Annotated in this window: 24 protein-coding genes; 13 read left to right on the top strand and 11 right to left on the bottom strand. The window is 64.7% G+C overall.

All coding sequences use genetic code 11. From position 1 onward, the window contains the following. Positions 1-87 precede the first annotated feature (87 nt). The 8 genes from O6X71_RS19805 to O6X71_RS19770 all read left to right on the top strand — a co-directional run bounded on the left by O6X71_RS19805 (position 88) and on the right by O6X71_RS19770 (position 8,541). The gene (locus O6X71_RS19805) at positions 88-2,541 is read left to right on the top strand and encodes a TonB-dependent receptor (protein WP_353467389.1); all 2,454 of its coding nucleotides are present in this window, start codon (positions 88-90) and stop codon (positions 2,539-2,541) included. A gap of 199 nt (positions 2,542-2,740) precedes the next feature. After that, positions 2,741-3,175, top strand: coding sequence for a hypothetical protein (locus O6X71_RS19800; RefSeq protein WP_353467388.1), 435 nt, complete (start codon positions 2,741-2,743; stop codon positions 3,173-3,175). Between the two features lie 48 nt (positions 3,176-3,223). Then, positions 3,224-4,084: a 3-methyl-2-oxobutanoate hydroxymethyltransferase gene (panB, locus tag O6X71_RS19795; protein WP_353467387.1), complete on the top strand. Its 861-nt coding sequence runs from the start codon at positions 3,224-3,226 to the stop codon at positions 4,082-4,084. 72 nt (positions 4,085-4,156) lie between these two features. After that, positions 4,157-4,897, top strand: coding sequence for a tetratricopeptide repeat protein (locus tag O6X71_RS19790; RefSeq protein ID WP_353467386.1), 741 nt, complete (start codon positions 4,157-4,159; stop codon positions 4,895-4,897). After that, the gene (locus O6X71_RS19785; protein WP_353467385.1) at positions 4,894-6,219 is read left to right on the top strand and encodes a PQQ-binding-like beta-propeller repeat protein; all 1,326 of its coding nucleotides are present in this window, start codon (positions 4,894-4,896) and stop codon (positions 6,217-6,219) included. Before O6X71_RS19790 ends, O6X71_RS19785 begins: the two co-directional genes overlap by 4 nt. Positions 6,220-6,406: 187 nt before the next feature. Further along, positions 6,407-7,792, top strand: coding sequence for a ribosome biogenesis GTPase Der (gene der / locus O6X71_RS19780; protein WP_056062647.1), 1,386 nt, complete (start codon positions 6,407-6,409; stop codon positions 7,790-7,792). Between the two features lie 2 nt (positions 7,793-7,794). Next, positions 7,795-8,016 (top strand): sulfurtransferase TusA family protein, encoded by a 222-nt coding sequence (locus O6X71_RS19775; RefSeq protein ID WP_353467384.1) that lies wholly within the window; start codon positions 7,795-7,797, stop codon positions 8,014-8,016. Between the two features lie 84 nt (positions 8,017-8,100). Continuing rightward, complete coding sequence (locus O6X71_RS19770) at positions 8,101-8,541, top strand: Hpt domain-containing protein (protein WP_353467383.1); 441 nt, start codon at positions 8,101-8,103, stop codon at positions 8,539-8,541. A 69-nt stretch (positions 8,542-8,610) separates the two neighbouring features. On the opposite strand, the gene bfr is transcribed toward O6X71_RS19770, so the two are convergent. The 5 genes from bfr to purL form a co-directional block, all read right to left on the bottom strand. Beyond that, entirely contained in the window at positions 8,611-9,126 is a 516-nt protein-coding gene (bfr, locus tag O6X71_RS19765) for a bacterioferritin (RefSeq protein WP_120299669.1), read from the bottom strand. Positions 9,127-9,229: 103 nt separating this feature from the next. Next, positions 9,230-9,400 (bottom strand): (2Fe-2S)-binding protein, encoded by a 171-nt coding sequence (locus O6X71_RS19760; protein ID WP_082441433.1) that lies wholly within the window; start codon positions 9,398-9,400, stop codon positions 9,230-9,232. A gap of 81 nt (positions 9,401-9,481) precedes the next feature. Then, on the bottom strand, positions 9,482-10,732 hold the full coding sequence (locus O6X71_RS19755) for a DUF418 domain-containing protein (protein ID WP_353467382.1): 1,251 nt from the start codon (positions 10,730-10,732) through the stop codon (positions 9,482-9,484). Further along, on the bottom strand, positions 10,729-10,869 hold the full coding sequence (locus O6X71_RS19750) for a hypothetical protein (RefSeq protein ID WP_353467381.1): 141 nt from the start codon (positions 10,867-10,869) through the stop codon (positions 10,729-10,731). Before O6X71_RS19750 ends, O6X71_RS19755 begins: the two co-directional genes overlap by 4 nt. A 790-nt stretch (positions 10,870-11,659) precedes the next feature. Then, a complete protein-coding gene (purL, locus tag O6X71_RS19745; RefSeq protein ID WP_353467380.1) occupies positions 11,660-13,888 on the bottom strand; it encodes a phosphoribosylformylglycinamidine synthase subunit PurL in 2,229 nt (742 codons plus the stop codon). Between the two features lie 200 nt (positions 13,889-14,088). Here purL and O6X71_RS19740 point away from each other — a divergent pair, with 200 nt between their 5' ends. After that, a complete protein-coding gene (locus O6X71_RS19740; protein ID WP_353467379.1) occupies positions 14,089-14,487 on the top strand; it encodes a DUF1842 domain-containing protein in 399 nt (132 codons plus the stop codon). A gap of 2 nt (positions 14,488-14,489) precedes the next feature. On the opposite strand, the gene map is transcribed toward O6X71_RS19740, so the two are convergent. After that, complete coding sequence (gene map / locus O6X71_RS19735; protein ID WP_353467378.1) at positions 14,490-15,317, bottom strand: type I methionyl aminopeptidase; 828 nt, start codon at positions 15,315-15,317, stop codon at positions 14,490-14,492. A 51-nt stretch (positions 15,318-15,368) separates the two neighbouring features. On the opposite strand from map, the gene O6X71_RS19730 reads away from it, so the two are divergent. Continuing rightward, positions 15,369-16,139, top strand: a complete 771-nt coding sequence (locus O6X71_RS19730) for a competence/damage-inducible protein A (protein WP_353467377.1) — start codon at positions 15,369-15,371, stop codon at positions 16,137-16,139. A 25-nt stretch (positions 16,140-16,164) separates the two neighbouring features. Here O6X71_RS19730 and O6X71_RS19725 read toward each other — a convergent pair whose 3' ends face one another. From O6X71_RS19725 to O6X71_RS19710, 4 genes are all read right to left on the bottom strand, one after another. Further along, positions 16,165-16,500, bottom strand: coding sequence for an HIRAN domain-containing protein (locus O6X71_RS19725; RefSeq protein WP_353467376.1), 336 nt, complete (start codon positions 16,498-16,500; stop codon positions 16,165-16,167). Between the two features lie 349 nt (positions 16,501-16,849). Then, positions 16,850-17,437, bottom strand: a complete 588-nt coding sequence (locus O6X71_RS19720; protein ID WP_353467375.1) for a phytanoyl-CoA dioxygenase family protein — start codon at positions 17,435-17,437, stop codon at positions 16,850-16,852. 4 nt (positions 17,438-17,441) lie between these two features. Next, positions 17,442-19,178 carry a flotillin family protein gene (locus tag O6X71_RS19715; protein ID WP_353467374.1) on the bottom strand — a complete coding sequence of 579 codons (1,737 nt, stop codon included), beginning with the start codon at positions 19,176-19,178 and terminating at the stop codon, positions 17,442-17,444. Between the two features lie 25 nt (positions 19,179-19,203). Further along, positions 19,204-19,824: an OB-fold-containig protein gene (locus tag O6X71_RS19710; protein WP_353467373.1), complete on the bottom strand. Its 621-nt coding sequence runs from the start codon at positions 19,822-19,824 to the stop codon at positions 19,204-19,206. Positions 19,825-20,125: 301 nt separating this feature from the next. Here O6X71_RS19710 and O6X71_RS19705 point away from each other — a divergent pair, with 301 nt between their 5' ends. Genes O6X71_RS19705 through O6X71_RS19695 form a run of 3 tightly spaced genes read left to right on the top strand, consistent with a single transcriptional unit; the run spans position 20,126 to position 24,020 of the window. Next, positions 20,126-21,727 carry a DUF4153 domain-containing protein gene (locus tag O6X71_RS19705; protein WP_353467372.1) on the top strand — a complete coding sequence of 534 codons (1,602 nt, stop codon included), beginning with the start codon at positions 20,126-20,128 and terminating at the stop codon, positions 21,725-21,727. An 11-nt stretch (positions 21,728-21,738) separates the two neighbouring features. Then, positions 21,739-22,446 (top strand): response regulator transcription factor, encoded by a 708-nt coding sequence (locus O6X71_RS19700; RefSeq protein ID WP_353467371.1) that lies wholly within the window; start codon positions 21,739-21,741, stop codon positions 22,444-22,446. Continuing rightward, complete coding sequence (locus tag O6X71_RS19695; protein WP_353467370.1) at positions 22,443-24,020, top strand: sensor histidine kinase; 1,578 nt, start codon at positions 22,443-22,445, stop codon at positions 24,018-24,020. The genes O6X71_RS19700 and O6X71_RS19695 overlap by 4 nt, the downstream gene beginning before the upstream one ends. 541 nt (positions 24,021-24,561) lie before the next feature. Here the strand turns inward: O6X71_RS19695 and O6X71_RS19690 are convergent. After that, positions 24,562-25,593, bottom strand: a complete 1,032-nt coding sequence (locus O6X71_RS19690) for a hypothetical protein (RefSeq protein WP_353467369.1) — start codon at positions 25,591-25,593, stop codon at positions 24,562-24,564. Positions 25,594-25,644: the final 51 nt, after the last annotated feature.

Here is a 25,644-nt window from a genome sequence, read left to right as displayed (position 1 = left end):
CCGGCTTTCTTCCCCCCAAGACAAGCCCGCATTGAACATCCCCCGAATTAATAGACTTTACGCGCAAAGGTTCAGGGGAAAACATTCATGTCGCTTACGCTTGCGCTGCTGCTGGCCGGTCAGGTCGCCACCGTCCCAACGCCGTCCGACCAGTCGACCGTTCCGCAGGCGCCCGCTGGCGACCAGGCGAGCGGACAGGCTAGTGGCCGCCTCGGCAACCAGCAGCAGGGCGCCGGCGGAGATGTCGTCGTCACCGCGCGTCGTCGCGCCGAGACGATCCAGACCGTCCCCATCGCGATGTCCGTCATCGGCGGCACCGCGCTCGCCGAGACCGGCGCGTATAATGTCAGTCGCCTGACCCAGCTACAGCCTACGCTGCAATTCTACTCGACCAACCCACGCAACTCTGCGGCCAACATCCGCGGCCTCGGCGCGCCGTTCGGCCTGACCAACGACGGGATCGAGCAGGGCGTCGGCATCTATGTCGACCAGGTTTATTACAGCCGGATCGCCTCGGCGACGTTCGACTTCACCGACACCGAGCGGATCGAAGTTCTGCGCGGGCCTCAGGGCACGCTCTACGGCAAGAACACCACCGCCGGCGCGATCAACATCACGACCCGCAAGCCCAGCTTCACGCCCGAGGCGCGGATCGAACTGACCACCGGCAACTACCAGTTCATCCAGGCCAAGGCGTCGGTGTCCGGCCCCCTGATTCCCGACAAGCTCGCGATCCGACTGTCGGCTTCGGTAACCGAGCGCGACGGCACGATCCACAATGTCGCGACTGGCAAGGATCTCAACGCGCAGGATAACAAGAGCGTACGCGGACAGCTCTACTGGAAGCCGACCGACAATCTCGATCTGGCCTTGTCAGGCGATTACGGCCAGCAGAACCCGAATTGCTGCGTGCAATACTACGTGCGCACTGGCGCGACGCAGCGGCCGCTTACCCGGCAATATGCCGCACTCGCCGCCGCACAGGGCTATGTCGTGCCATCAACCAACGCGTTCGACCGGGTGACCGACGTCGACACGCCGTTGCGCGCGAAGCAGGAACTGGGCGGCGTGTCGCTGCTCGGCAATCTGGATTTGGGCGCGTCGACGATCACCTCGGTCAGCGCATGGCGGTTCTGGAACTGGGATCCATCGAACGACCGCGATTTCATCGGCCTGCCAATCACCACTGTGTCCGCCAATCCATCGCAGCAGACCCAGTACAGCCAGGAACTGCGGATCGCCTCGAACGGCAAGCACACGCTCGATTACGTGCTCGGCGCATTCTACTTCTACCAGACGATCGACACGCAGGGCTTGCAGGTTCAGGGGCCGGCGGCGAGCGCATTCTTGCTCAACCCGACCAGCGCGGGCGGCCGCAATCCGGCGACGCTGAACGGCCTGACCTCGCGCAATACGATCGGCTTCAAGAATACCAGCGCGGCGCTATTCGGCAAACTCACCTGGAACGTCAGCGACCGGTTCCAGATCGCGCCGGGCCTGCGCTTGAACTACGACAAGAAGAAGGGCGACTACGTCTCGGTCGTCACCAACGGCACCGGTACGGCGCTGACCGCGGACCAGCGCGGCGTACTCGCGCCGCAGAGCTATCAGCCCGACTTCGATAACTGGAACCTGTCGGGCGACGTCACGGCGGCCTACACCGTGACCTCTGACATCCACGCCTACGCGACCTACGCGCGGAGCTACAAGTCCGGCGGGATCAACCTGTCCGGCTTGCCGCTCGACGGCAGCAACAATCCGATCCTCTCGGCCGCAACGGTGAAGCCCGAGAAGGTCAATCATTACGAGCTCGGCCTGAAGACGCAGTTCCTTGATCGCCGATTGACACTCAACCTCGCCGGTTTCTGGACCGAGATCAGCGATTACCAGGCGACCGTCACCAACGGCCAGCTCGGGGTGTTGCGCGGCTATCTTGCCAATGCCGGCAAGGTGCGGACCCGCGGACTCGAATTCGATTCGGCGTTCCGTCCCACCGATCGGTTCAGCGTCTACGCGAACGGTGCGTACACCGATGCGAAATACGTCAAGTTCGTCGATGCGCCGTGCCCGCCCGAACTGTCCGGCGGGACCACCGCCGATGCGACGCATCCTGCGAGCCCTGCCGGTCAGGCAGGAACGTCGACGACACCGTCCTACAGCCCCGCCAACTGCGACATCTCCGGCCAGCGGCTGCCCGGCGTGTCGAAATGGGCGTTCTCCTACGGCGCCGAATATGATTTGCCGGCCACGATCGGCGGGCTCGATGGTCAGGTGTATTTCGGCTATGACGGCAGCTACCGTTCGACCTTCTCGTCCAACCCGTCGCGCTCGCTCTATACCGACATCAAGGGCTACGCGCTCAGCAACTTCCGCCTGGGGTTCAAGGCGAAGGACAGCTGGAACGTGTTCGGCTGGCTGCGTAACGCATTCGACCACAACTATTACGAAGTGCTCGCGCTACAGTCCGGCAGCACCGGTCTGGTCGTCGGCCAGCCCGGCGATCCGCGTACCTATGGCCTGACCGTGTCGCGATCGTTCTGATCGCGACACGTGTTTCGTCACGACGCGTTCAGGTTGGGTGCGATAGGTGTTGAATACGGACCGGAGGGACGTCGCAGTCGGAAGCTCCCGATGTCCCTTCGGTTCCGGATCCACGACATCTTGCTGCGTATCAGCGGCCTCTTGCGCACCGCCTTCACTGCGCGCAGTCTGTTGCCACGAAACAGGCAGGGGCGGCGACATGTTCTTCGTACGACAGGGGCCCTTGTGGTTTCGCATGACGACGGGCGTGCTCGTTCTCTGGGGTCTCGTCGGATGTTTCATGTGCCTGCAACAGCTTAGGCTCGGCGCCGACGCGATGGGGCAGGCGAGCGCCTATGACCGCGCGCTCTACGCAGCGTTGCCTAATTGGTATGATCCGTTGTTTGCCGTCGCGGTCCTGACCGGCCTGATCGGTGCGGTGCTGCTGTTCATGCGGCGCGCCAACGCGCGTCCGTTCCTGATCGCGTCGCTGGTGGCGACGATCGCGCAGTTCGGCTGGTTGTTCACCTCGACCGACATCGTCGCGCACAAGGGTGCGAGCGAGACGCTGGGCTTGCCCCTCGTCATCATCGCGGTCGCGGCGTTCACGCTCTGGCTCGTCGGCCATGCGCGGCTAAAGGGCTGGGCAGTATGACGCGCACGACACTGGGCGAGCGCGACGCCGCACGCTATTAGCGCCGCCATGTCCACGACCTACACCCTCGACACCGCGACGAGTCGCGCCAACCCGACGCCCGCGCCGCTCAAGCGCCTGACGATCCCCGCGATCCGCCGCCAGAAGGGCAAGACGCCCCTCGTCATGCTCACCGCCTACACGGTGCGGACGGCGCAACTTCTCGATCCCCACTGCGACATGCTGCTGGTCGGCGACAGCCTGGGGCAGGTGATCTACGGCCTGCCCTCGACCGTGCCCGTCACGCTGGACATGATGGCGGCGCACGGCGCTGCGGTGGTGCGCGGCAGCTATCACGCGGTGGTGGTGATCGACATGCCGTTCGGCAGTTACGAAGCATCGCCCGAAAAGGCGTTCGAAAGCGCGGCGTTTCTCCTGAAGCAGACCGGTGCGGCGGCGGTGAAGCTCGAAGGCGGTACTGCAATGGCGCCGACCGTCAGGTTCCTGACCGAGCGCGGCATTCCGGTGATGGGTCATGTCGGCCTGACTCCACAGGCGGTCAACGTCCTCGGTGGTTATGGCGCGCGGGGCCGGACGCCCGAGGAAGCCGCCAAGATCGTCGCAGACGCGCAGAGCATCGCCGAGGCCGGCGCGTTCTCGCTGGTGATCGAAGGCGTGGTCGAGCCGATCGCGATCGAAATCACCAACTCGATCGCGTGTCCGACGATCGGCATCGGTGCATCGGCGCAGTGCGACGGACAGGTGCTGGTGACCGAGGACATGCTCGGGATGTTCGAGCGTACCGCGAAGTTCGTGAAGCGGTTCGCCGACATCGCCGACACGATTTCCTCCGCGACGCAGACCTATGCCGACGATGTCAGATCGCGCGCATTTCCGGGCGCCGAGCAGGTCTACGCGCCCAAGGATTGATCCGCTTCCGTTTCGGTTCCGGCGCGGCTAAGGTCCGCGCCGCCCACCCCCTCACTATTTCCGGAGCATTCCTTGGCCCTCCCGCCGAAAACCGATCAAGCATTCCTGCGTGAGGTCGACGAAGAACTGCGACGCGACCAGCTCGCCGGGTTTTGGACGAACTGGGGCATCTGGGTCGGGGCCGCCATCGTCGCGGCACTCGCCGCACTCGCCTGCTTCCTCTACTGGCAGCATTACAATGGCGAGGCCGCGGGCGTCGAGGGCGAGCAGCTCCAGGCCGCCTACGACTCGCTTGGCGCGAACAACGCCGCAGCCGCTGCGAAGCCGCTTGCCGAACTCGCCAAGTCGAACCGCGACGGCTATCGCGCGCTGGCGATGTTCACGCAGGCCGACGTCCTCCTCCAGAAGGATGACCTGAAGGGCGCCGCCGCCAAGCTGGGCGCGATCGCTGCGGACACGTCGCTGGCAAAGCCGTTCCGCGATCTCGCGCTGGTTCGCCAGACCTCGGCTGAGTTCGACACGCTGAAGCCACAGGTCGTCGTCGAGCGGCTTCGGCCGCTGGCCGTGCCCGGTGGTCCGTGGCTCGGCAGCGCGGGCGAGATGGTCGCGATTTCCTATCTCCGCATGAACCAGCGCCAGCAGGCGGGGACCATGTTCGGCCAGGTCGCGCGCGATACCGGCGTGCCCGAGACGATCCGTCAACGCGCGGTTCAGATGGCTGGCGTACTGGGTGTGGACGCTGTTGCCAGCACGGGCGCTACTGCCAGGGTGATCACCCCGGCTGCATCAAACGAGGATACCAAGGCGCAATGATGAAGACATATCGGGTGACGGTCGCCGTCGCCGCGCTGGTGGCGCTCAGCGGTTGCGGGATTTTCAAGGGCGGCGGCAACAAGAAGACGCCGACGGTAGGCGACCGCGTTTCGATCCTGGTGTCGGAGAACGAGGTCGAGACCGACAAGACGATCGCCGACGTCCAGGTCCTGTTACCGGCCCCCGCGGTCAACGACGCCTGGGCCCAGCCCGGCGGCAACCCTGCCAAGTCGATGGGCCAGCTTGCGCTCGGCGATCAGCCGAAGCGCGCCTGGCAGATGACCATCGATGGTGGCTCGAACCGCGAACGTCTCGGCGCGGCGCCGGTCGTTGCCGACGGCAAGTTGTTCGTCACCGACGTCACCGCGACGATCCATGCCTTCACCGCCGATACCGGCGCCTCGCTGTGGAGCGCGGGGATCACCGAGGGCAAGCTCAACAAGGCGGCACGCTTCGGCGGTGGTGTCAGCTATGACGACGGCAAGCTCTACGCCACCGACGGCGTCGGCGACGTCGTCGCGATGAGCGCTGCCGACGGCGCGATCTTGTGGCGTGCCAAGCCCGGCGCGCCGCTCCGCGGATCGCCGACCGTCGCCAACGGCGCGGTCTATGTCCTGACGCAGGACAATCAGGTCTTCTCGCTCAACCAGGCCGACGGCAAGGTCCAGTGGGTCCAGTCGGGCACGCTCGAGACACAGGGCGTGTTCGGCGTCGCGGCCCCCGCCGTGAGCCAGGGTACCGTCGTCGCCGGCTTCTCCAGCGGCGAACTCAGTGCGTATCGGTACGAGAACGGCCGTATCCTGTGGCAGGACGCGCTGTCGCGCACCTCGGTCACTACGTCGGTGTCGAGCCTGTCGGACATCGACGCCGCGCCGGTGATCGACGGCGGCCGCGTCTATGCGGTCGGGCAGGGCGGCCGCATGGTCGCGCTCGAGCTGTCGACCGGACAGCGTCTGTGGGAGCAGAACTTCGCCGGCATCTCGACGCCGTGGATCGCGGGCGAATGGCTGTTCGTGGTGACCGACGATGCCAAGCTGGTCTGCTTGTCGCGATCGAACGGCAAGGCTCGCTGGATCGCCCAGCTGCCGCGCTTCCAGAACGAGAAGAAGCGCAGCAACGCGATTACGTGGTTTGGTCCGATCCTCGCCGGCAACCGCTTGGTCCTGACCAACTCGCGCGGCGAGATTAATTTCGTCTCGCCGACGGACGGTACGGTAAGTTCGACGATCGAGACCAAGACGCCGTTCTCGCTGCCACCGATCGTGGCGAACTCGACGCTCTACACGCTCGACCAGAAGGGCAAGGTCACCGCGTACCGGTGATCGAAGCTCCCTCTCCCCGTCGGGGAGAGGGAAGGGGCCCGCACGGCGAAGCCGGGTGGGAAGGGTGAGGGGAGTGAGGCTCGGATCGCTCCCCTCACCCTTCCGTCGCCCAAGGCTCCTCCCTCCCTCTCCCCGAAGGGGCGAGGGACTAGGTGACCTTTGGCGCGACACGCGCTAAGGCCCCCTCATGTCCAAACTCCCCGTGGTCGCAATCGTCGGCCGCCCAAATGTCGGCAAGTCGACCCTGTTCAACCGCCTCGTCGGCAAGAAGCTCGCGCTGGTCGATGACCGGCCCGGCGTCACGCGCGACCGTCGCGAAGGTGACGCGTCGCTGATCGGCCTCGAATTCCGCATCATCGATACCGCCGGCTACGAAGACCACGACGCGCAGACTCTGCCCGGCCGGATGCGCCAGCAGACCGAAGCCGCGGTCGAGCAAGCCGACGTCGCGCTGTTCCTCTTCGACGCGCGCGCCGGCATCGTGCCACTCGACGAGGAGATCGCGCGCTGGCTCCGCACCGCCGACGTCCCCGTTCTTCTCGTTGCCAACAAGGCCGAAGGTCGTGCAGGCGAAGACGGTATTCTCGAATCGCTCGCACTAGGCTTCGGCGACCCGGTCCAACTGTCGGCCGAGCACGGCGAAGGTATGGGCGACCTGTTCGAAGGCCTGCTCCCGCTGCTCGAAGGCAAGGAAGAGCCGCCCGAGGAACAGCCGGACAACGAATATGAGGGCCCGCTGAAGCTCGCGATTGTCGGCCGCCCGAATGCGGGCAAGTCGACGCTCGTCAACCGCATTCTCGGCGAAGACCGCATGATCACCGGCCCCGAAGCCGGCATCACGCGCGATTCGATCAGCGTCGATTACGACTGGCACCCGACCGGCGGCGAAGCGCGCAAGGTTCGCCTGATCGACACCGCGGGCATGCGCAAGCGTGCCAAGGTGCAGGACAAGCTCGAGAAGATGTCGGTCGAGGATGCGCTCCACGCGGTCGACTTCGCCGAGGTCGTCGTGCTGCTGCTCGACGCCACGCTCGGCCTCGAGGCGCAGGACCTCCGCATCGCCGACAAGGTGCTGCAGGAGGGCCGTGCGCTCGTCATCGCGCTCAACAAATGGGACATCGCGGAAAGCGCGTCGTCGTTGTTCAACGGCGTCAAGCGTGCGCTCGAAGATGGACTGAGCCAGGTCAAGGGCGTCACCGTGATGACCGTGTCCGGTGCGACCGGCAAGGGCATCGACCAGTTGCTGCAAGCGTGCTTCGACACGCGCGACGCATGGTCGAAGCGTGTCGGCACCGGTGAACTCAACCGCTGGTTCGAGCGCGCGATCGAGGCAACGCCGCCACCTGCTCCGGGCGGCAAGCGGATCAAGATGCGCTACGTCACCCAGGTCAAGACACGCCCGCCGAGCTTCGTCATCTTCGGCACGCGCGTCGATCAGCTCCCGGCTAGCTACGAGCGCTATCTGGTCAATTCGATGCGCAAGGATCTGGGCTTCGGCGCGGTTCCCGTCCGGTTGATGTTCCGCGCGCCGAAGAATCCGTACGACGACGGCAAGGGCGGCGGCGGCCACTAGGCGTGGTGTCGGGCGAGGTCCGTATCGACGCCAGGGGCATGCTTTGTCCTTGGCCTGCGGTGCGGCTCGCCCGCGCGTTGCGCGTCGGTGCGACCCGCGTCGAGGTGATAGCGGATGACCCTCAAGCCCCGACCGAACTCGCGGCGGTCGCGGCGTCCGCCAATGCGACGATAGAAATCGTTTTGGATGTATCCAATTCAATCTTTGTCGTAACTTGTCGTTAGTATCACAACACTGTGTTTACCTAGGTTATGTATGATACAGCTCTGACCTTCATGGCGCTATTTGCTTAACGGGAGAAGGCGACAGTGGCGTTCGAGGGAAGCACCCTGATCAATTGGCCCGCGTTCGTGCAGGCCCGCAACGAACTGGGCGCGGGATTTGGCCGCATCCTCGGATATTTTCGTGAGGACGGCGTGAAGTCGGTTGCCGCGATCGAGGCGGGGATGCGCGCGCTCAATGCGGCGGCAATGGTGATTCCCGCGCATACGCTCAAGGGTGAAGCACGACAGTTCGGAGCGGAGCCGCTCGCCGATCTGGCCGAGGCTATCGAGACGATCGCGCGCGATTGTTTGGAAATGCAGGACACGCCCGACGAGGCGCTGGAGCATATCGTCCGGTTGCGGCCGCTGTTCGTCGAGACGCTGACGCTGCTGGAGCGCGAGGCCAATCCGGTCGCAGTGCGCAAGCCCATTGCGGGCGGTGGGTTTGGTCGTCGCGCCGTACCGACCGGGTTCGGCGGGGAATAAATTCGTCGCCAACTGGCGGACAATGCTGCCCTGTCACCCCACCTTTCGGCGAGATGACAGGGGGGTGGGTCAGGCCTTCAGATACGGCGCCGCGCCAGCTTTGGGCGAATCATGTTCCGAGATCGAGTTGAGCTGGATGTAGTTGTGGATGCCCATCCGCGCGATCATCTCGAACTGACGCTCGAGCGTATCGACATGCTCTTCCTCGCTAGCGAGGATGCGGGCGAACAGGTCGCGGCTGATATAGTCCTTGACCTCTTCGCAGTACGAAATCGCACCCTTGAGCTGGACGGTCGCCTCGACTTCGAGCGCGAGGTCCGACTTCAGCACTTCCTCGACGGTCTCGCCGATGCGGAGGCGGCCGAGCAGCTGGAAGTTCGGCAGGCCATCGAGGAATAGGATGCGCTCCGACAACCAGTCGGCGTGCTTCATCTCGTCGATCGATTCCATCCGCTCGTACTGGGCGAGCTTGTAGACGCCCCAATGCTCGAGCATCCGGTAATGGAGCCAATATTGGTTGACCGCGGTCAGCTCGTTCTTGAGCGCCTCGTTCAGGAATTCGATTACTTGGGGGTCGCCGCGCATGGCCATATCTCCGTCACCTCTGAGGAGCATGTAGCGGGCTGACCCAGATTAGCACAACCCCCAAAAATGGCGGTTTTCCGGGCTTTCTTAGCTGTTGCGACGCTTATGCAGCCGCGCGTTCCTCGTCGATAATCGCTCGCGCTATCGATGTGCACTGGCCGCATTTCGGTTTCCGGCCCATCGAACGGAAGGCCTGGCACGGTGTCGTGCAACCGCCGCGTGCGCAGTTGCGAACGTCGGATTCTCGTATGGCATTGCAAACGCAGACGACCATGGGAACTCCCTAGTTGTAAGCACGGGATACGGATAATGCGAACCACTCGCAAGCCCTTTTGCGTCTTATTCGCAAATAGCGTCATCGGTTGGCCGTGAATGCCGAACCGCGCATCGGCTGCCACGCGAAGCGAGAGAGGCTGCGCCATAGCCATTCGAGCGGGCCGTAGCGGAAGCGGTCGAGCCACGGCTTCGACCAGAGTAGCATCAGCAACCAGATCGGCACGACGACGAGGTATAGCTGAGCGCGGGAGAGGTCGCCGTACAGTCCGAAGCCGTAGCCGTAGAAGATGGTGGTGCAGATCAGCGTCGTGCCGAGATAGTTGGAGAACGCCATCCGTCCTGCCGCGGAGACGCGAGTCGTCAGCCAGCCGCCGGGTCGTGCGAACAGGATGATCGCGGCCGCATAGCCGATGATCGTAAGTGGCCTGAGCGGGGTGGCAAGCGTCAACCACGACAGGGCGACATAGCGCGCGTCGAACCCGTGGGCGATGTCGAACGCCGCGATGGCCGCATAGCAAATCCAGCCGAGTCCGATCCCGACGACCGCAATCACCGTGTAGCGTCGCCGCGACCATTCCCCCGTCAGGAACCCCGATCGCAGCCCCGCCATGCCGAACAGCATGAAGCCTAGCGTTTCCGGACCAGTGGCGGTGAGGGACGTGATCGGCCCAGCGGCGTGCGTCCAGCGCCACGCGACCAGATCGCGCCATCCGCCACGTCCGATGGCGAGTTCGCGGGTGACGGAGGCGGGGGAGGGCTGGCCGAATTGATCCGCCAACAGCTGCCAGTTCGTGATTACGCGCGCCGTTGCGCCCGGCCGGTGCGCGGCGCCGTGGAGGTCGAACGTGTAGGCGACGAGCGTCGTCAGCTCGACCGTCTGGAACGCGATGCAGGCGAGCCCGACGCCGATCATCCAGCGGATCGGCAACCGGGCGAACATGTACGCGATCGCGCCGACCAGTGCGTAGTGAGCTAGGATGTCGCCCCACCAGAGCATGTACAGATGCGCGATGCCGAACACGAACAGCCATGCCATGCGGCGTAGGTGGACGGTCGCCGGGTCTTCGCCGCTCGCCTCGGCCCGGTCGATGACCAGCAGCATCGACGCGCCGAACAGGAACGAGAACAGCCCGCGCATCTTGCCGTCGATGACGATGAAGGTGGTGGTCCAGGCGATCAGGTCGGGCGTGCTTGGCCAGCCCATCGAGGCGGGGGTCATGTAGGCGAATTCGGGAAAGCCGAATGCGGCGATGTTTGAGGCGAGGATGCCCATGACGGCGATGCCTCGGATGAGGTCGAGCGTTGCGATTCTTGTGGGGGCGGGGGTCATGCGGAACGCCGGAAGTGCACGAAGTGCAGACGCTGGTGCAGCATTTCGCGGGAGCGTTGTGCTGGTTGGAATGCGGGGCTTTTGATGCCGGCGGTCGTCATGGCGTCGGCGCCGTGGAGGACGTTGAGCGTGGCCATTTTGGAGGGGGTGGGGGTCATGCGAAATGTCGGAAGTGCACAAAGTGCAGAGGCTGGTGCAGTATTTCGCGGGGGCGTTACAGGGGGTGAGCCATGACGTGGTCGCGTTTGGCTGCACTGTAAGAGTGGTCGGTGTTGGGTGGGTCGGACGGACTTGGGCGGTGCTTGATCGACGCTTGGGTTCGGGCTCGGCGTCTTGGTAGCGCGGCAGGAGAGTAATGCGGTCATGGTTCGACGCTGGCATATCGCGGTGGTGTAGGACAGGGCGGTTTGACGGGTGTCTTAGGTAGCGTGGCGTGTCGTTTTGGTGGATCCGTCAGCTGGTCGGTGATGTGATCCACTTGTCGTTTCTGCGTGATGCCCTGCCGCACATCGCCTGTCGTTCTCCGAGCCGCTCCGCCTCCGCCGTCACCCTAGCGGAAGCTGGGGTATTGCTGTTGGCGAGCGCTGTGGTCCGATGTGGGAGATCCCATCTTTCGCTGGGATGACGGAGCGGGGGGCGCGCCGAACTCTGCTTTAGCTCGATCGGACGACATTCTTGGCTTGTTGTTCTCCCGCGAAGGCGGGAGCCCAGACTGGGTCCCCGCCTTCGCGGGGAAACATTCTATGTTTGAGGTTGGTGTCTTACCGCAAAGGACAACCACCCCGGCGGAGGCCGGGGCCCAATTGGGGGACGGTTGTAACTGGGGGCAGCGCTTCGTTACTGCGGCTCTCCCAGTTGGGCCCCGGCCTTCGCCGGGGTGGTTCCTCCTTGTTGGGCGCGCGCGCTCAATCGCCGCCGCCCAGCACATCATGCCAGTGCTGCATCCACGCCCATCAGCTTCGGGAAGAACCCCTCGTGCGCGGTGCGCAACGTATCCAACGCGATCACGTCGTCGCGGTCGGGGCGTTCGAAGATCAGGCGCTTGCCGCCGGTGCGCCCCAAGGGTTCGGCTTCGACGTCCGCCGCATGCGCGGCGCCGAGGAAGTCGAGCAGCGAATGATCGTCGACGGTGACGATATAGACGCCCTGATCCTCCGCGAAGAACGAGCGTGCGCAGTCGAACGGCTGCTTACGGTCGATCATTGCGCCGATCCCGCCGGCGAGTGCCATCTCGGCCAGCGTCACGGCGATGCCGCCGTCGGAGACGTCGTGGACCGCGGTCAGATGGCCCAACGCGATCGCTTCGCGGATCAGGTCGCCGACACGGCGCTCGGCAGCGAGATCGACCGGCGGCGGCGGGCCGGCGTCGAGCTGTTCGCGGCCGTGGCATTCGCGTAGCCAGAGCGACTGGCCGAGATGGCCGCCGCGCGTGCCGACCGCGAGGATGATGTCGCCCGAGCCCTTGAACGCGATCGTCGCATTCTTCTGCCAGTCCGCCAGCAGGCCGATCGCGCCGATCGCCGGCGTCGGCAGGATCGCCGAGCCACCGCCGGTCGCCTTCGATTCATTGTAGAGCGAGACGTTGCCCGACACGATCGGGAAGTCGAGCGCGATGCACGCGTCGCTCATGCCTTCGAGGCAACCGACGATCTGGCCCATGATCTCGGGGCGCTGCGGGTTGGCGAAGTTGAGGCAGTTGGTGACGGCGAGCGGCAGTGCGCCGACCGCGGTCAGGTTGCGCCACGCTTCGGCGACCGCCTGCTTGCCGCCCTCGACCGGGTCGGCGAAACAGTAACGCGGCGTGCAGTCGGTGGTCATCGCCAGCGCCTTCTGCGTGCCGTGGACGCGGACGACCGCGGCATCGCCACCGGGGCGCTGCACCGTGTCGGCACCGACCATGTGATCGTATTGTTCCCAGATCCAGCGGCGCGAGGCGACGTCGGGCGAGCCCATCAGCGTGAGCAGGTCGGCGGCGATGTCGCTGCTGTGCGGCGCGTTTTCGAGCGGCGCGGGCTTGGGCGTCGGGACGTGCGGGCGATCGTATAGCGGTGCTTCGTCAGCTAAAGGCCCGAGCGGGATGTCGCAGACGGTCTCGCCCCTGAAATTCAGCACCATCCGGCCGGTATCGGTGACGCGGCCGATCACCGCGAAATCGAGCTCCCACTTCTTGAAGATCGCCTCGGCCTCGGCCTCGCGGCCGGGCTTGAGGACCATCAGCATGCGCTCCTGCGATTCCGAGAGCATCATCTCGTACGGCGTCATGCCGGTCTCGCGCTGCGGCACGTCGTCCATCGTCAGCTCGATGCCGACGCCGCCCTTCGACGCCATCTCGACCGCGGACGAGGTAAGGCCCGCGGCGCCCATGTCCTGGATCGCGACGATCACGTCGGTCGCCATCAACTCAAGGCAGGCTTCGATCAGCAGCTTCTCGGTGAACGGATCGCCGACCTGCACGGTCGGGCGCTTGGCGTCCGAATCCTCGCCGAAATCGGCCGAGGCCATCGTCGCGCCGTGGATGCCGTCGCGGCCGGTCTTGCTGCCGACATAGACGATCGGATTGCCGATGCCGCTGGCGGCCGAATAGAAGATCTTGTCCTGGTCGGCGATCCCGACGGTCATCGCGTTGACCAGGATGTTGCCGTCATACGCCGAGTGGAAGTTCACCTCGCCGCCGACGGTCGGGACGCCGACGCAATTGCCGTAGCCGCCGATGCCGTGGACGACGCCTGAGATCAGGTGGCGCATCTTGGGGTGATCGGGCCGGCCGAAGCGCAGCGCGTTGAGGTTGGCGATCGGCCGCGCGCCCATCGTGAAGACGTCGCGCAGGATGCCGCCGACGCCGGTTGCCGCGCCCTGATATGGTTCGATATAGGACGGGTGGTTGTGGCTCTCCATCTTGAAGATCGCCGCCTGGTTGTCGCCGATATCGACGACGCCGGCGTTCTCGCCGGGGCCGCAGATGACGCGGGGGCCCTTGGTGGGCAGTTTCATCAGGTGGATCTTGCTGGATTTGTAGCTGCAATGCTCGGACCACATGACCGAGAAGATGCCGAGTTCGACCATGTTCGGCTCGCGGCCGATGGCGCGCAGGACGCGCTCATATTCTTCGGGGGACAGGCCGTGGTCGGCGACGATCTGCGGTGTGATCTCGGTCATGGGGCGGCAGATAGCGGTGCCGGCGGTCCGCGTCACCCTTTGTACGTCAGATTCCTGTGGCGGAGCAGCGCGAAAGGTTTCGGGGGCAGTCCATACACGTCTCGACCGGTTCGTTTCGGACCCAATCCCGCTGGACTCGACAGTCGTCCCGTGAGGAACTCCAGTAACGGATCAGCATGGATCCGGAGGAGGAAATACTCATGACCGAGCCGGTTGGATATTACCAAGTAAAGCTGGACGTCAAGCATGGCGGATTTGCAGGCGCGCCGACGCTTCATCTCGATCTCGGCGTGAATGCACCGACCGGACAAATCTCCGGATCGGCGCAAATCACGCAAGCATTGCCACCACCTTACGGCACGACCGTCATTCCCCATGTCATGGGTGCGATCCTGCACACCGGGTTCGGGCACGACACCTTGCTCGTGCACGTCACCGGACAATATGTCGTGTCGGTGCCACCACCCGGAATCGGATCGTATCTCGCCCACTTCAGCGCCGCGCTGGCCGTGGCGAAGGATTGGAACGGCAAGGGTTCGTTCGAATATAGCGGCCACGTCATCACCGACTGTACGGTGAAGAACGTGTCCGCAGGCTGACGTTATACGTAAGGCGGCTGCGTGTAGCCCTTGGGGCTGAGCGTGAAGATCTCGCAGCCGTCTTCCGTAATGCCGATCGAATGCTCGAACTGCGCGGACAGCGAGCGATCGCGCGTGACCGCGGTCCAGCCGTCATCGAGCAGCTTCACATCGGGCCGGCCGATGTTGATCATCGGCTCGATCGTGAAGATCATGCCGGGGCGAAGCTCGGGGCCGGTGCCGGGCTTGCCGACATGGACGACCTCGGGGGCGTCGTGGAACAGGCGGCCGACGCCGTGGCCGCAGAAATCGCGGACCACGCCGTAGCGGTGCTTCTCCGCGTGACGCTGGATCGCGTTGGCGACGTCGCCCATGCGGTTGCCGGGCTTGGCGTGCTCGATGCCGATCATCAGGCACTCGTAGGTGACTTCGACGAGGCGGCGCGCCTTGATCGGCACGTCGCCGATCAGGTACATCCGGCTCGTGTCGCCGTGCCAGCCGTCGAGCAAGGGCGTGACGTCGACGTTGACGATATCGCCCGATTTCAGAATCTTCTCGCTCGGGATGCCGTGGCAGACGACGTGGTTGATCGAGATGCAGACGCTGTGCGTGTAACCGCGATAGCCGAGCGTCGCGGGGACGCCGCCGCCGGCGACGATGAAGTCATAGATCAGCCGGTCGATCTCGGCTGTGGTCACGCCCGGCACCATGTGCGGGACGATCATGTCGAGCGTCTCGGCGGCAAGCCTGCCCGCCTTCATCATGCCTTCGAAGGCGGCGGGGCCGTGGAGCTTGATCGCGCCGGTGCGCGCGTCGGGCTGGTCCGAGGTGACGGTTACATATTCGGTCATGACGCGCGATATAGCGTGGCGGGCGCGGTTTTGCGAGGCTATGCGAGGGGCATGACCCAAGACCCGGCACAAGAACGCATCTGGACGGCCGCGCTGACGATCATCGGCGACGAGATCCTGTCGGGCCGCACGCAGGACAAGAACGTCGCGCAGATCGCGGCCTGGCTCAACGTGCAGGGCATCCGCCTCGCCGAGGTGCGCGTGGTCGCCGACAAGACCGAGGCGATCGTCGAGGCGGTGAACATCCTGCGCGCGCGCAACGATTACCTGTTCACGACCGGCGGGATCGGGCCGACTCACGACGACATCACGGTCGATGCGATCGCCGAGGCGCTGGGCGTCGCGGTCGAGCATCATCCGCGCGCGATGGCGGTGCTTGAGGCGTATTACGCGACGCGTGGCGGGCTCACCGAAGCGCGCGCAAGGATGGCGCGAGTACCGGTCGGGGCGGACCTGATCGACAACAAGGTGTCGGGCGCTCCTGGCATCCGGATCGGCAACATCTTCATCATGGCGGGCGTGCCGCACATTACGGCCGGAATGCTCGATGCACTGACGGGTACGCTGGAGGGCGGGCGCCCGGTGGTCTCGAAGACGATCGGGTGCTGGGTCGCAGAGAGTGAGGTCGCGGATATCCTGCGCGATGCGGAGAAGACGCATGAGGGCGTCGCGATCGGGAGCTATCCGTTTTTTCGCGACGGCAAGACGGGCGCGAACTTCGTGGTGCGGAGTTCGGACGAGGCGCTGGTCGACCGCTGCCTCGCGGACCTGACGCGTGATCTGGAAGCGACCGGTCGCGTGGTCACTGCGCAGGGTATCTAGTTAATCCCACTTCGGGGGGAATGCGTCACGCGCCCCATTCGGGACCTTCGGGGTCGGGGTAGAACGCGTCGGGATCGAACGACGTCGGGCCAGATCTTGTCGGCGTGGGCGCTTCGGGATCCGGCAGGGTCGGCGCGCCGCCGCCGAAGCGGATGCGGACATAGCCGAAGCTGCCGATCAGGGCTTGGAATACGGCGACATGCTCGTCCTCCTGCATGCGCCGTCCGATCAGCGGTGCGCGTTCGGCCGAGAGATAGCCCATCTGCACGCCTCGCCCGCTGAAGACGGCAACGGCGTTGGCATCATGCGGGTTCTTCGGTTCGCGACGCAGGTCGACCGGTTCGCCGGGCGCGCAGAGCATAAGTTACATGCGGCGGTTGCTCTTGCTCCGGTCCGCGTTCGGGAAGTCGATGCCGACCACGTTGCACGTCAATTCATCCATGCCACGTGATAGCTTGGTAACGGCGCGTGCGTAAGGCGTGGCGCGAAGCGTCCGCGGGGCAAGCGTCCAACGCACCGCCGATCAGCTTTTGGAATGGCACGCTGGTGGAGCCGGAGGATGGCCCCCCTAACTCCATATTGCTATTGCATGGCGTGACTTGAAAAGGGCGTAAATGCGTTGGCTTCTGCCCTTCGATTCTCGGATCGAGGAGCCGAAAGCGCCGTTTACGATACGCAAATTATCCTGCGATGGTGGGGCACTCGGATATTCACACTCCGTGCCAGCGGACCGGCTTAGGCAAGTCGATAACCGCATAATCGATCTGGAGCACGCGTCGACGACGTGGAGGATTAGCGGCGCCCGTTGTCGCGTAGAAGCAGACATCGCCGCGGTTCGCCAGACACAGAGGCTCGCCGCGGTCCTCGACGATGTGCTCGATGCTCGCTTCCCGCAGGCGACCGGGCCGGTGAGATCCTGGCACGATCCGGAGCGGAGCATTTGTTGTGTCGACCGGGTCGAGATGGACGCGGGTCGTGACCATCCGCTCTAGGATCGCGAAGGGCGGTTCGACTTGGTTGAGGCCGGCCTTTACCGTCCAGGGGCCAAACCCGTCGATATCAGCATAATGCTCTACGAGGATCGTGCGGTCCTGATGCCATCCCAGCGCCCAGTTCCGGGCCGCCGTCTTGTCGAACAGCACGGCTTGAACGGTGCGCGCGTCGGAGCCCAACGCCGATGCGGCGATGCTGCTGTTCGATCGAGAGCCACGCAGGTTTATCCAAGGCTCTCGCAAAGATGTGTGCGCCGTCTTCTTCGAACCGAAGATCGATTTCCAGGGCTGGGTCTGCGGGGTCATGCGATCAGGCTGGCGGGGTGCCCGATCCGCCGTTGAGTGCCGCGGGATGTTTGTGAGCATCGGTGGAGGTGGTTCGGGCAGGCGCCGCATCCGCGCTGCTCCCGTTGAGCATGCCATTCAACGAACTGCCGTTCATGCCGAGTTCCGCCATCAGGCCGTCGATGAGCGGGCCGCCGACGCGGTAGCGCATCGCCGCCGCGACCGCAGCATCAGCGAGATTGCCCTGGCCACCGCCAGATGCGCCGTCGCTGCCGCCGTCACCGTGAAGCCCGCGCGCATCGAGGATGCTGATCTTGTCGATGTTCTCCATCGGCTTGCTGGCCGCAGCGATGATCGCGGGCAGGGCTTCGAGCATTGCGCGGCGGATCAGCAGCGCGGTCTGCGCGTCGCTGAGCAGATTGGTTGCTTCGTTGAGCGATGCCTGACCTGCGGCATCGACCTTGAACGCTGCCTCGCGACCTTCCGCGCGGGCCTTCTCGGCATCGGCTTCGGCAGTTGCTTCGGTGCGCAACGCACTCGCGCGGGCCTCTGCGGCTTCCTTCTCGGCGGTCGCGGCGACGGTTATGCCGACGGCCTCTTCCTGCGCGCGCTGGGTGGCGGCAATCACGGCGACGTTCTTGTTGCGGTTGGCGATCTCAGTTGCCTTGGCCGTGGCGACGCTTTCCTCCGCCCGCACGGCGAGTGCGCGTGCTTCGTTGGCGGCGGCGGTGGCGGTCGATTCCTCCTCGGACTTCTGCGCAGTCTGCACAGCGGTCGTGATCCGCGCGATCTCGATGGTGCGGTCGCGCTCGATCGTAGCGGTCTGGATCGCACCGTCGCGCGCGATTGTGGCGGTCTGAATCACCTTGTCGGCTTCGGTCTGCGCGACGGTCTGCGCCTCGGTGGCTGTGATGCGGGCGATCTCGGCCAGACGGGTCTGCTCGGCTTCGGCGGTGGCAATGGCCGTTGCCTGTTCGGCGCGGCGGGCGGAGAGCGTCTGTTCCTGCGTCAGGCGTGCCTGTTCGGCGGCCTGTGCGATCTCGAGCGACTGGTTGTTGGCGTCGAGGTTACGCTGCTCGATCTCGACGCGGTTGGTCGCGACGATGTCGTTGCGGATCTTCTTGCGCTCCTCGATCGTCCGGGTGAGCACGGTCAGCCCCTCGGCATCGAACGCATTGTTCTCGTTGAAATGCTCGAACGCGGTCTGATCGAAATGCGTGATGCTGACCGACTCGAGCTGGAAGCCGTTCATGTCCAGATCGGTCATCAGCGCCTCCTGCACCTTCTGGATGAAGTCGGCGCGGTTGGCGTGGAGGTGCTCCATCGTCATCGTCGCGGCGACCGAGCGCAGCGCGGAGACGAGCTTGCCGTCAAGCAGCGACTTCACCGCGTCAGGGCTGTTGACCGAATCGCCGAGCGTCTGCGCGGCGGCGGCGATCGACTCCGCGTCGGGTTTCACCTTGATGTGGAACAGCCCGACGACGTCGACCCGCAGCTTGTCGAGGGTGATCAGCGCATCCTTGTTAAGGCGCGACACCTCCAGCTTCACGGTCGTCAGGCGGACCTGCATCAGTTCGTGGAGCACCGGGATGACCATGATGCCGCCGTTGAGCACGACCTTCTCGCCGCCGAAGCCGGTGCGGATCAGCGCCACGTCCTTGGTCGCGCGGCGGTAGAGCCGGGTCAGGATGATGCCGATCACGACGAGTGCGAACAGCACGATGCCGGCGTAGATCAGGACGTTCAGAAGCTGTGCGGGCATGAAACCCTCCCCGGTTATGCGTTGGTTAGATCGACCGCAAAAGCGCGTTGGCTTCGGGCAGTGCGTAGAAGAGTTTGCCGTCGCGGCGGACGATCAGCGCGGTCTCGCCAGCGGCGATCGCGTCGGTGTCGTCGTGCGGCTCGACCATGATGAAATGCGCCTGCCCGTGCTGGTCGACGATCTTTGCGCGGGCCGGCGATCCGCGGCGGGCGGTGCCTTCGAGGATCGTACCGCGGCGCCGCAGGAAGTCGTCGGTCGAGATCACGCTGGTCTCGAAGCCGGGCATGATCCGGGCGAGGCCGTTGGCGGCGAGCGTGTTGAGCAGGCTGCCGGCGATCAATGCACTGCCCGAGGCGAGGCCCCAGTGCAGCGGGGCGCCGGCCAGCGCGGTCGCGCCCTGCTGGATGGCGATCCCGGCCAGCGTGAAGCAGCCAAGCAGTGAGGTCAGCCAGATCAGGATCGGCAGTTCATGGCCGAGCCCGAGCCAGTCGAGCACACCGCCGCCATCCGCTTCGGCATGGACGTCCGCGTGGAGATCGAGATGGCCGAGCCCGAGGCCGATCGCCTCGATCAGCCCGATCCCGATCATAATGACGAACGCGATCGCGAAGGGCGCGTAGGCGGGCGTCAGGAAGATCGCGAACATGGGCCGTGGCGCTGGAGAGGACTCTGGTTCTGCATCGGCGAACAGGTAGCGGACAGACGACAACGCTTCGTTACGAAACGCCGACCGATCCGGTCTTTGCACTCCATGCGTCGATACTCCCCGGAGCGAGGCTAGCTCTACGCCGAGGCGTTCGCAACGCGGGTTGCGGGAGATCGGCCGGGTTTCGATCCATCCTCTGCACAGGATCTGCACGACAAGCGAACGGACTGCACACGGACCTCGCGATCAGATGATCACAGAGCCACGGCAAAGCCAATCCTCGACAATCGGGGAGTGCGAGATGAATCGTCATGGAAGTCTGGTGGCCAAGCTCGGCTCTGCCCTGGCGCTGATCGTCCTGGCGGAGATACTGATCGCCGATGGCAATGGCGCGGTCGTGGGTGGGTTTGCATTCGCCTGGATCATCGCCCTGGTCCTGACGCGTAGGGTGATCTGGAACGACGGGGCGGCGCTACTGGCATTGATTGCCGGCGCCGGATTGGCGGTGGTGCTCGTCGACGATCCGAGCGTCCTTGGCTGGGTTCTGTTCTGGACGGCGATCTCGCTTGCCGCGCTCCTGCCGCGCCACCGGTTCGACGATGCGCTCGCTTGGATGCGCAGGCTTGGCTGGCACGCGATGTCCGCCGTCGTTGCGCCGCTGAAGGATGCTGCGCGGCTGTCGATGGTCCACCAGCGTCGAGGGCCGCCCTCCGGCGGCATCCGCGCGATCGGGGCTGTCGTCGCCTTGCCCTTGGTGGGCGGCGCGGTTTTCGTTGGGCTGTTCGCTAACGCCAATCCGCTGATCGGTCAGGCATTCTCGCGGATCGTGCTGCCGGATCCGTGGGCGGTGACATGGCGGACGGTGTTCGGGCTCTGTGTGCTGGTTACGGTCTGGGCAAGCTTGCGGCCAAGTCGGCGCACGACGCGGGCATCGCGTATCGACGAACGCTCGATCGGCATGGCGTTCGAGCCGGGGGTCGCGACGCTGATCCTTTCGCTCGTGACGTTCAATGCGATTTTCGCAGTCGAGAATGCGCTCGACATCGCTTTCCTCTGGAGCGGCGCGGGACTGCCTGCGGGCGTGACGATGGCGGACTATGCGCATCGGGGCGCGTATTCGTTGATCGTGACCGCATTGCTCGCCGCTATGTTCGTACTGCTTGCATTACGTCCGGGCAGTGCTGCCGCGGCGAGCCCGCTGGTGCGGCGGCTGGTGACGGTGTGGATCGTGCAGAACCTGCTGCTGGTCGCGTCGAGTGCATTGCGAACGCTCGATTATGTCGACGCCTACGGGATGACGGTACTGCGACTGTCCGCGCTTGCGTGGATGGGCCTCGTGGCCACGGGACTGGCGCTGATCGGCTGGCGACTGTTGGCACGCAAGTCGGCGGCGTGGCTGATCAACGCCAATGCGCTGGCGGCTGTCACGGTTTTGGTGGCGGCGAGCGTCGTCGATCTTGGCGCGACCGCCGCGGCGTGGAATGTCCGCACGACGCTCGCCAGAGGCAAGGCGGGACCGCCGCTCGACCTCTGCTATATGGCGCGGCTGGGGTCATCGTCGCTGGTCTCGCTGGCGATGCTGGAGCGGCATGCGAAACGAGCCGGTCTGCGCGACCGGCTGGCCTATCTGCGGTGGGAAAACCAGACCGAAACTGCGGACGCGCAAGCCGATTGGCGTCGCTGGACGCCGCGCAATGCAAGACGGCTTGCGACCGTCCGGGCGATGTTCGGTACCAATGCACCGCGTTTGCAGTCCGCGCCGGACGGACGGAACTGCGCCGGGCTGATCCTGCCGCCGCTCTCGGTGGAGGGTCCGTCAGCGCCGTCGTCCGCTCCAGCGCCGCAGATGCCTTCGCCTGGCATTCCTGCACCAAAGCCGTTGACGCTGGGTGCGCAACAATGATCCTGTGCCCGATGCCTCGCACCATCCTGGTCGTCGACGACGATCCTCATATCCGCCAGCTGCTCGTGTTCGCGTTCGACAAGGCCGGGCTCGGCGCGATCGAGGCGGCGGACGGCGAGGCCGCGCTGGCGCTCGTCGAGACGCATGCGCCCGACCTGGTCGTGCTCGACATCAACATGCCGCGGATGGATGGGCTGGAGGTGTGTCGACGCCTTCGTGGTGCAGAGGGCAGGGCGGACATACCGATCCTCTTCCTGTCGAGCCGCGACGACGAGATCGACCGGGTGCTCGGCATCGAACTCGGCGCCGATGATTATGTGGTGAAGCCCTTCTCGCCGCGCGAGGTGGTAGCGCGCGTCATGGCGATCCTGCGTCGTACCGCAGCGCGGGCACCGAACGTCGAGGACGGGCGCAACGTGTCGCACGGTCGGTTGCGGCTCGACCTGGAAGGTTGGCGCGCGCTCTGGAATGAGATCGAGATCGCGCTGACCGTGACCGAGTTCCAGATACTGCGGCTTCTCGCGTCGATGCCGGGTCGGGTGTTCAGTCGCGACGCGATCATCGACCGGCTGCATGGCCCCGGTTTCGCGGTCACCGACCGGACGATCGACAGCCACATCCGCAATCTGCGCGGCAAGTTCGCGAAGGCTGGCGCCGACGACCTGATCGAGACGCGGGCAGGGATCGGCTATCGTCTCGGATCGTGCAGAGGCGCGTGATCGGCAGGGTCAAGGACTGGGCAAAACGCCACTGGCCCCGGTTGCGGTTGCGCACGATCTTGTTCGCGACGCTGTTTCTGGTCGCCGCGCTCCCAGGTTTCGGTGCGGTGTTCCTGCGCGTCTACGAGAACACGCTCGTGCGCCAGACCGAGGCCGAGCTGATCGCGCAGGGTGCGGCGCTGTCCGCGACCGCTGCGGCGCTCTGGCCTGCCGCACCGCCCGGTCGTGTTGCGCATCACGAGGTTACAGTCGACGACAACCCCTACGTGCAGGCGCCCGCATCCGGCATCGACCTCAGCACGACGCCGATTCGTGCAGAGCGGCCACCGGTCGCGGCTGGCCCTAGATCATCGCCCGATGCGGTAGTCGCCGCCACGCTCCTTTCGCCGATCTTGGACGCGACGCGGTCCACCACGCTGGCCTCGATCATCCTCCTCGATCGCAACGGCAGCATCGTCGCCGGAAGTTCGGCCGTCGGCAGCTACGCCGCACTCCCCGAAGTTGCCGCAGCACTTGCTGGGCGCGCCACGACCGTGCTCCGCCGCAACGGGGCATACCGCGCGACGTACCGCTTCGAATGGCTGTCCCGAGCCGCAGCGATCCGCGTCCATTACGCGCTCCCGATCATCGTCGGCGACCGCGTGGTGGGCGTGCTCCTGCTGTCACGGTCGGCGCGCGCGCTGTTCAGGGGCCTGTACGAAGATCGCGGCAAGATAGCGCTTGGTATCGCCGCGATCTTCGGGATGCTGGTGGTGCTGAGCGGCATCATCTCCCGCGGCGTGACGCGCCCGATCGAACAACTCGGCGCGGCGACGCGCGCAGTCGCTAGCGGACGCGGTCGTGTCCCCGATCCGCCACCGACCGCGGCGATCGAGATCCAGGGTCTCTACGCCGATTTTGCGGTGATGGCGGCGGCCATCGAGCGTCGTTCGCGCTATCTGCGTGATTTCGCCCACGCGGTCAGCCACGAGTTCAAGACCCCGCTTGCCGGCATCCGCGGCGCGGTCGAATTGCTTCAGGATCACCCGGACATGGCGCCGGAGGATCGACGTCGTTTCCTCGCGAACGCCGATGCGGATGCCCGCCGTCTCGCGCTGCTGGTCACGCGGCTGCTCGATCTCGCACGCGCCGACATGGCGGAGCCGGGCGAAGAAAGAACCGATGCCGCTCAAGTAGTAACGCGGGTTGTAGAGGCTTCGCGAACGGCTGGTTTCTTTATCGAAATCGTGGGCTCGGACGTGCTGGCCTTTGTAACTGCACCAGCAACGACTTTGGAAGTCGTACTCGGGACGCTACTGGAAAACAGTAGGCAGGCAGGCGCAAAATCCGTGAAAATCCAGTTGTTGGCGACGGATACTCAATTGGAAATTCGAGTGAATGACGACGGACCCGGCGTTCCACCCGCTGATCGAAAGCGGCTGTTCGAGCCCTTCTTCACAACCAAGCGCGATTCAGGCGGGACTGGCCTCGGGCTCGCAATATCCCGTTCTCTAATTGAAGTTCAAAAGGGCAGTCTAAGTATATTGGGTAGCGAGTTAACTACCTTCGTTATCTGTCTTCCCTTGGCGCATTAGTAAACGAGAAGCGTAGATTCGCCCCAAGCCGATCATTCAAACGAACTTTGGCGTGGCACTCAAGATAATCGATCATCTTATCCCCGCATTACGAATGCGACCGTTTCTAGCAAAAACCGTAGAAACCATGGGTTATTGTTGGCATTATAGGCATCAAAAAGACAAAATCGACGCATCGGCGATACCAGGATTCGGCACGCGTCACCACCGATGCGCCGCGTCGTGCCCGCCAGCGAACCAAGCAAGCCACGACCACCCATGTGATTACAGTTCGACCATAGCCCGTAAGTTACTCTCATATAGCTCGGAGCCGATTGCCCCAATGAGAACGTGATGATTAGCCTGCCTTATCGCGTTGGGAGCTCTACTATCTTGCGATTACTGCGGATGCCGTCCCGCATCCACGCAGCCAAACCGGGCTTGTTTTGTATGCCATGTACCCTCCCCATCCAGTATGGTCGCGTTCGAGCGATGCGCGAAGCGAGCGTGGCTGATGACCCAACGAAGGGAGGCTGACCCTCAATTCGAGCAGGCGCCCTGGTCAGAAAGCTTTCGGATCGATCGTCATCTGCTTGCCCTTCATCGTACCGCTGCGTTTGCCGCTTCCGACCAGATCCCACACCTGCTTGGGCGAGGGCAGGGCTGTGAACGACGGAAAGACGGACGTCGTGCCTTCGACATCCTCCAACGACACCGCATAGGTCCCGCTCTTGTCGATCTGGCCCATCACCGAAGGATAGACGCTGACGACCCGACCAGCATCGTAGAGTGCCATGATGTAACCACCCGAGCTCGCGCTCGACCGATACACGCCGTATTCGGTGCTCGCGCTGCCGTCACGACACCAGCTCGGTTGTGGCACGGGCGGAGTCGGCTTCTCCTCCGTTTTTGCCTTCGCTGCCATGGTGCTGGCCATCAGGGACATCAGCAGGTCGCCACCGTTCGGTTTGGCCTGTTTGGCCTTGGTGAAGGTCAGCGGCGTGGCGCAAGTCTTGACGGGCGCGGCCGCGATGGTTGCGGTCGTAGTGGGGGGCGGCCAACGGACGGCCTTGATCACCTGTTGCAGGCTGGCGTTGAGCTGGTCCGCTGTCAGTGTCTTCGCACTCATGCGGATGCTGACGATCCATTCGCCAACCGGTATGACCGAGAGGGCGGTGCTCCGATATGCGCCGCCGGGTGTGGCATATACCTGGCGCAGGGACGTTGCCGTCCCGCTGTTCGCTGCGGCGAAGGCAATCGGATCGGCGCTCGCCGGGGCGGCATGGCGGAAGATGTCGCGGGTTTCGAGTGCGGTCTGCGACCGATCGAACCACAACGCCACGTCGGGAATTGCCGGGTGGAAGAGGTAAATTGTCGCGAACACGCTCTTGTCCGCCACGTCATATTGCGCAGCCACGTCATGCTCGGTCTCGGTCGCATCGGTGAGCGTGGTGCGCGAAAGACCGGCCAGTTGCGGCATAAGGATCAGGCCGGTTTCGGCATGTTTCCAGCCCTTGTCGGCCGGCACGCTAAGGTCCCGCGCCTCGATAGGCGTTGCGATGATCAGCGCCAATATCAGCACCCACTTGTTCACGCGCGTTCCCCCTTTTCAGGGATCATGTGCTAGGTTCGCTTCGGCGGCAAG

This window comes from Sphingomonas faeni (genome assembly GCF_040407505.1).
GTDB lineage: Bacteria > Pseudomonadota > Alphaproteobacteria > Sphingomonadales > Sphingomonadaceae > Sphingomonas > Sphingomonas faeni_E.
The sequence above is the reverse complement of the archived record's forward strand: the minus strand, read 5'-3'. Positions and strand labels throughout refer to the sequence as shown.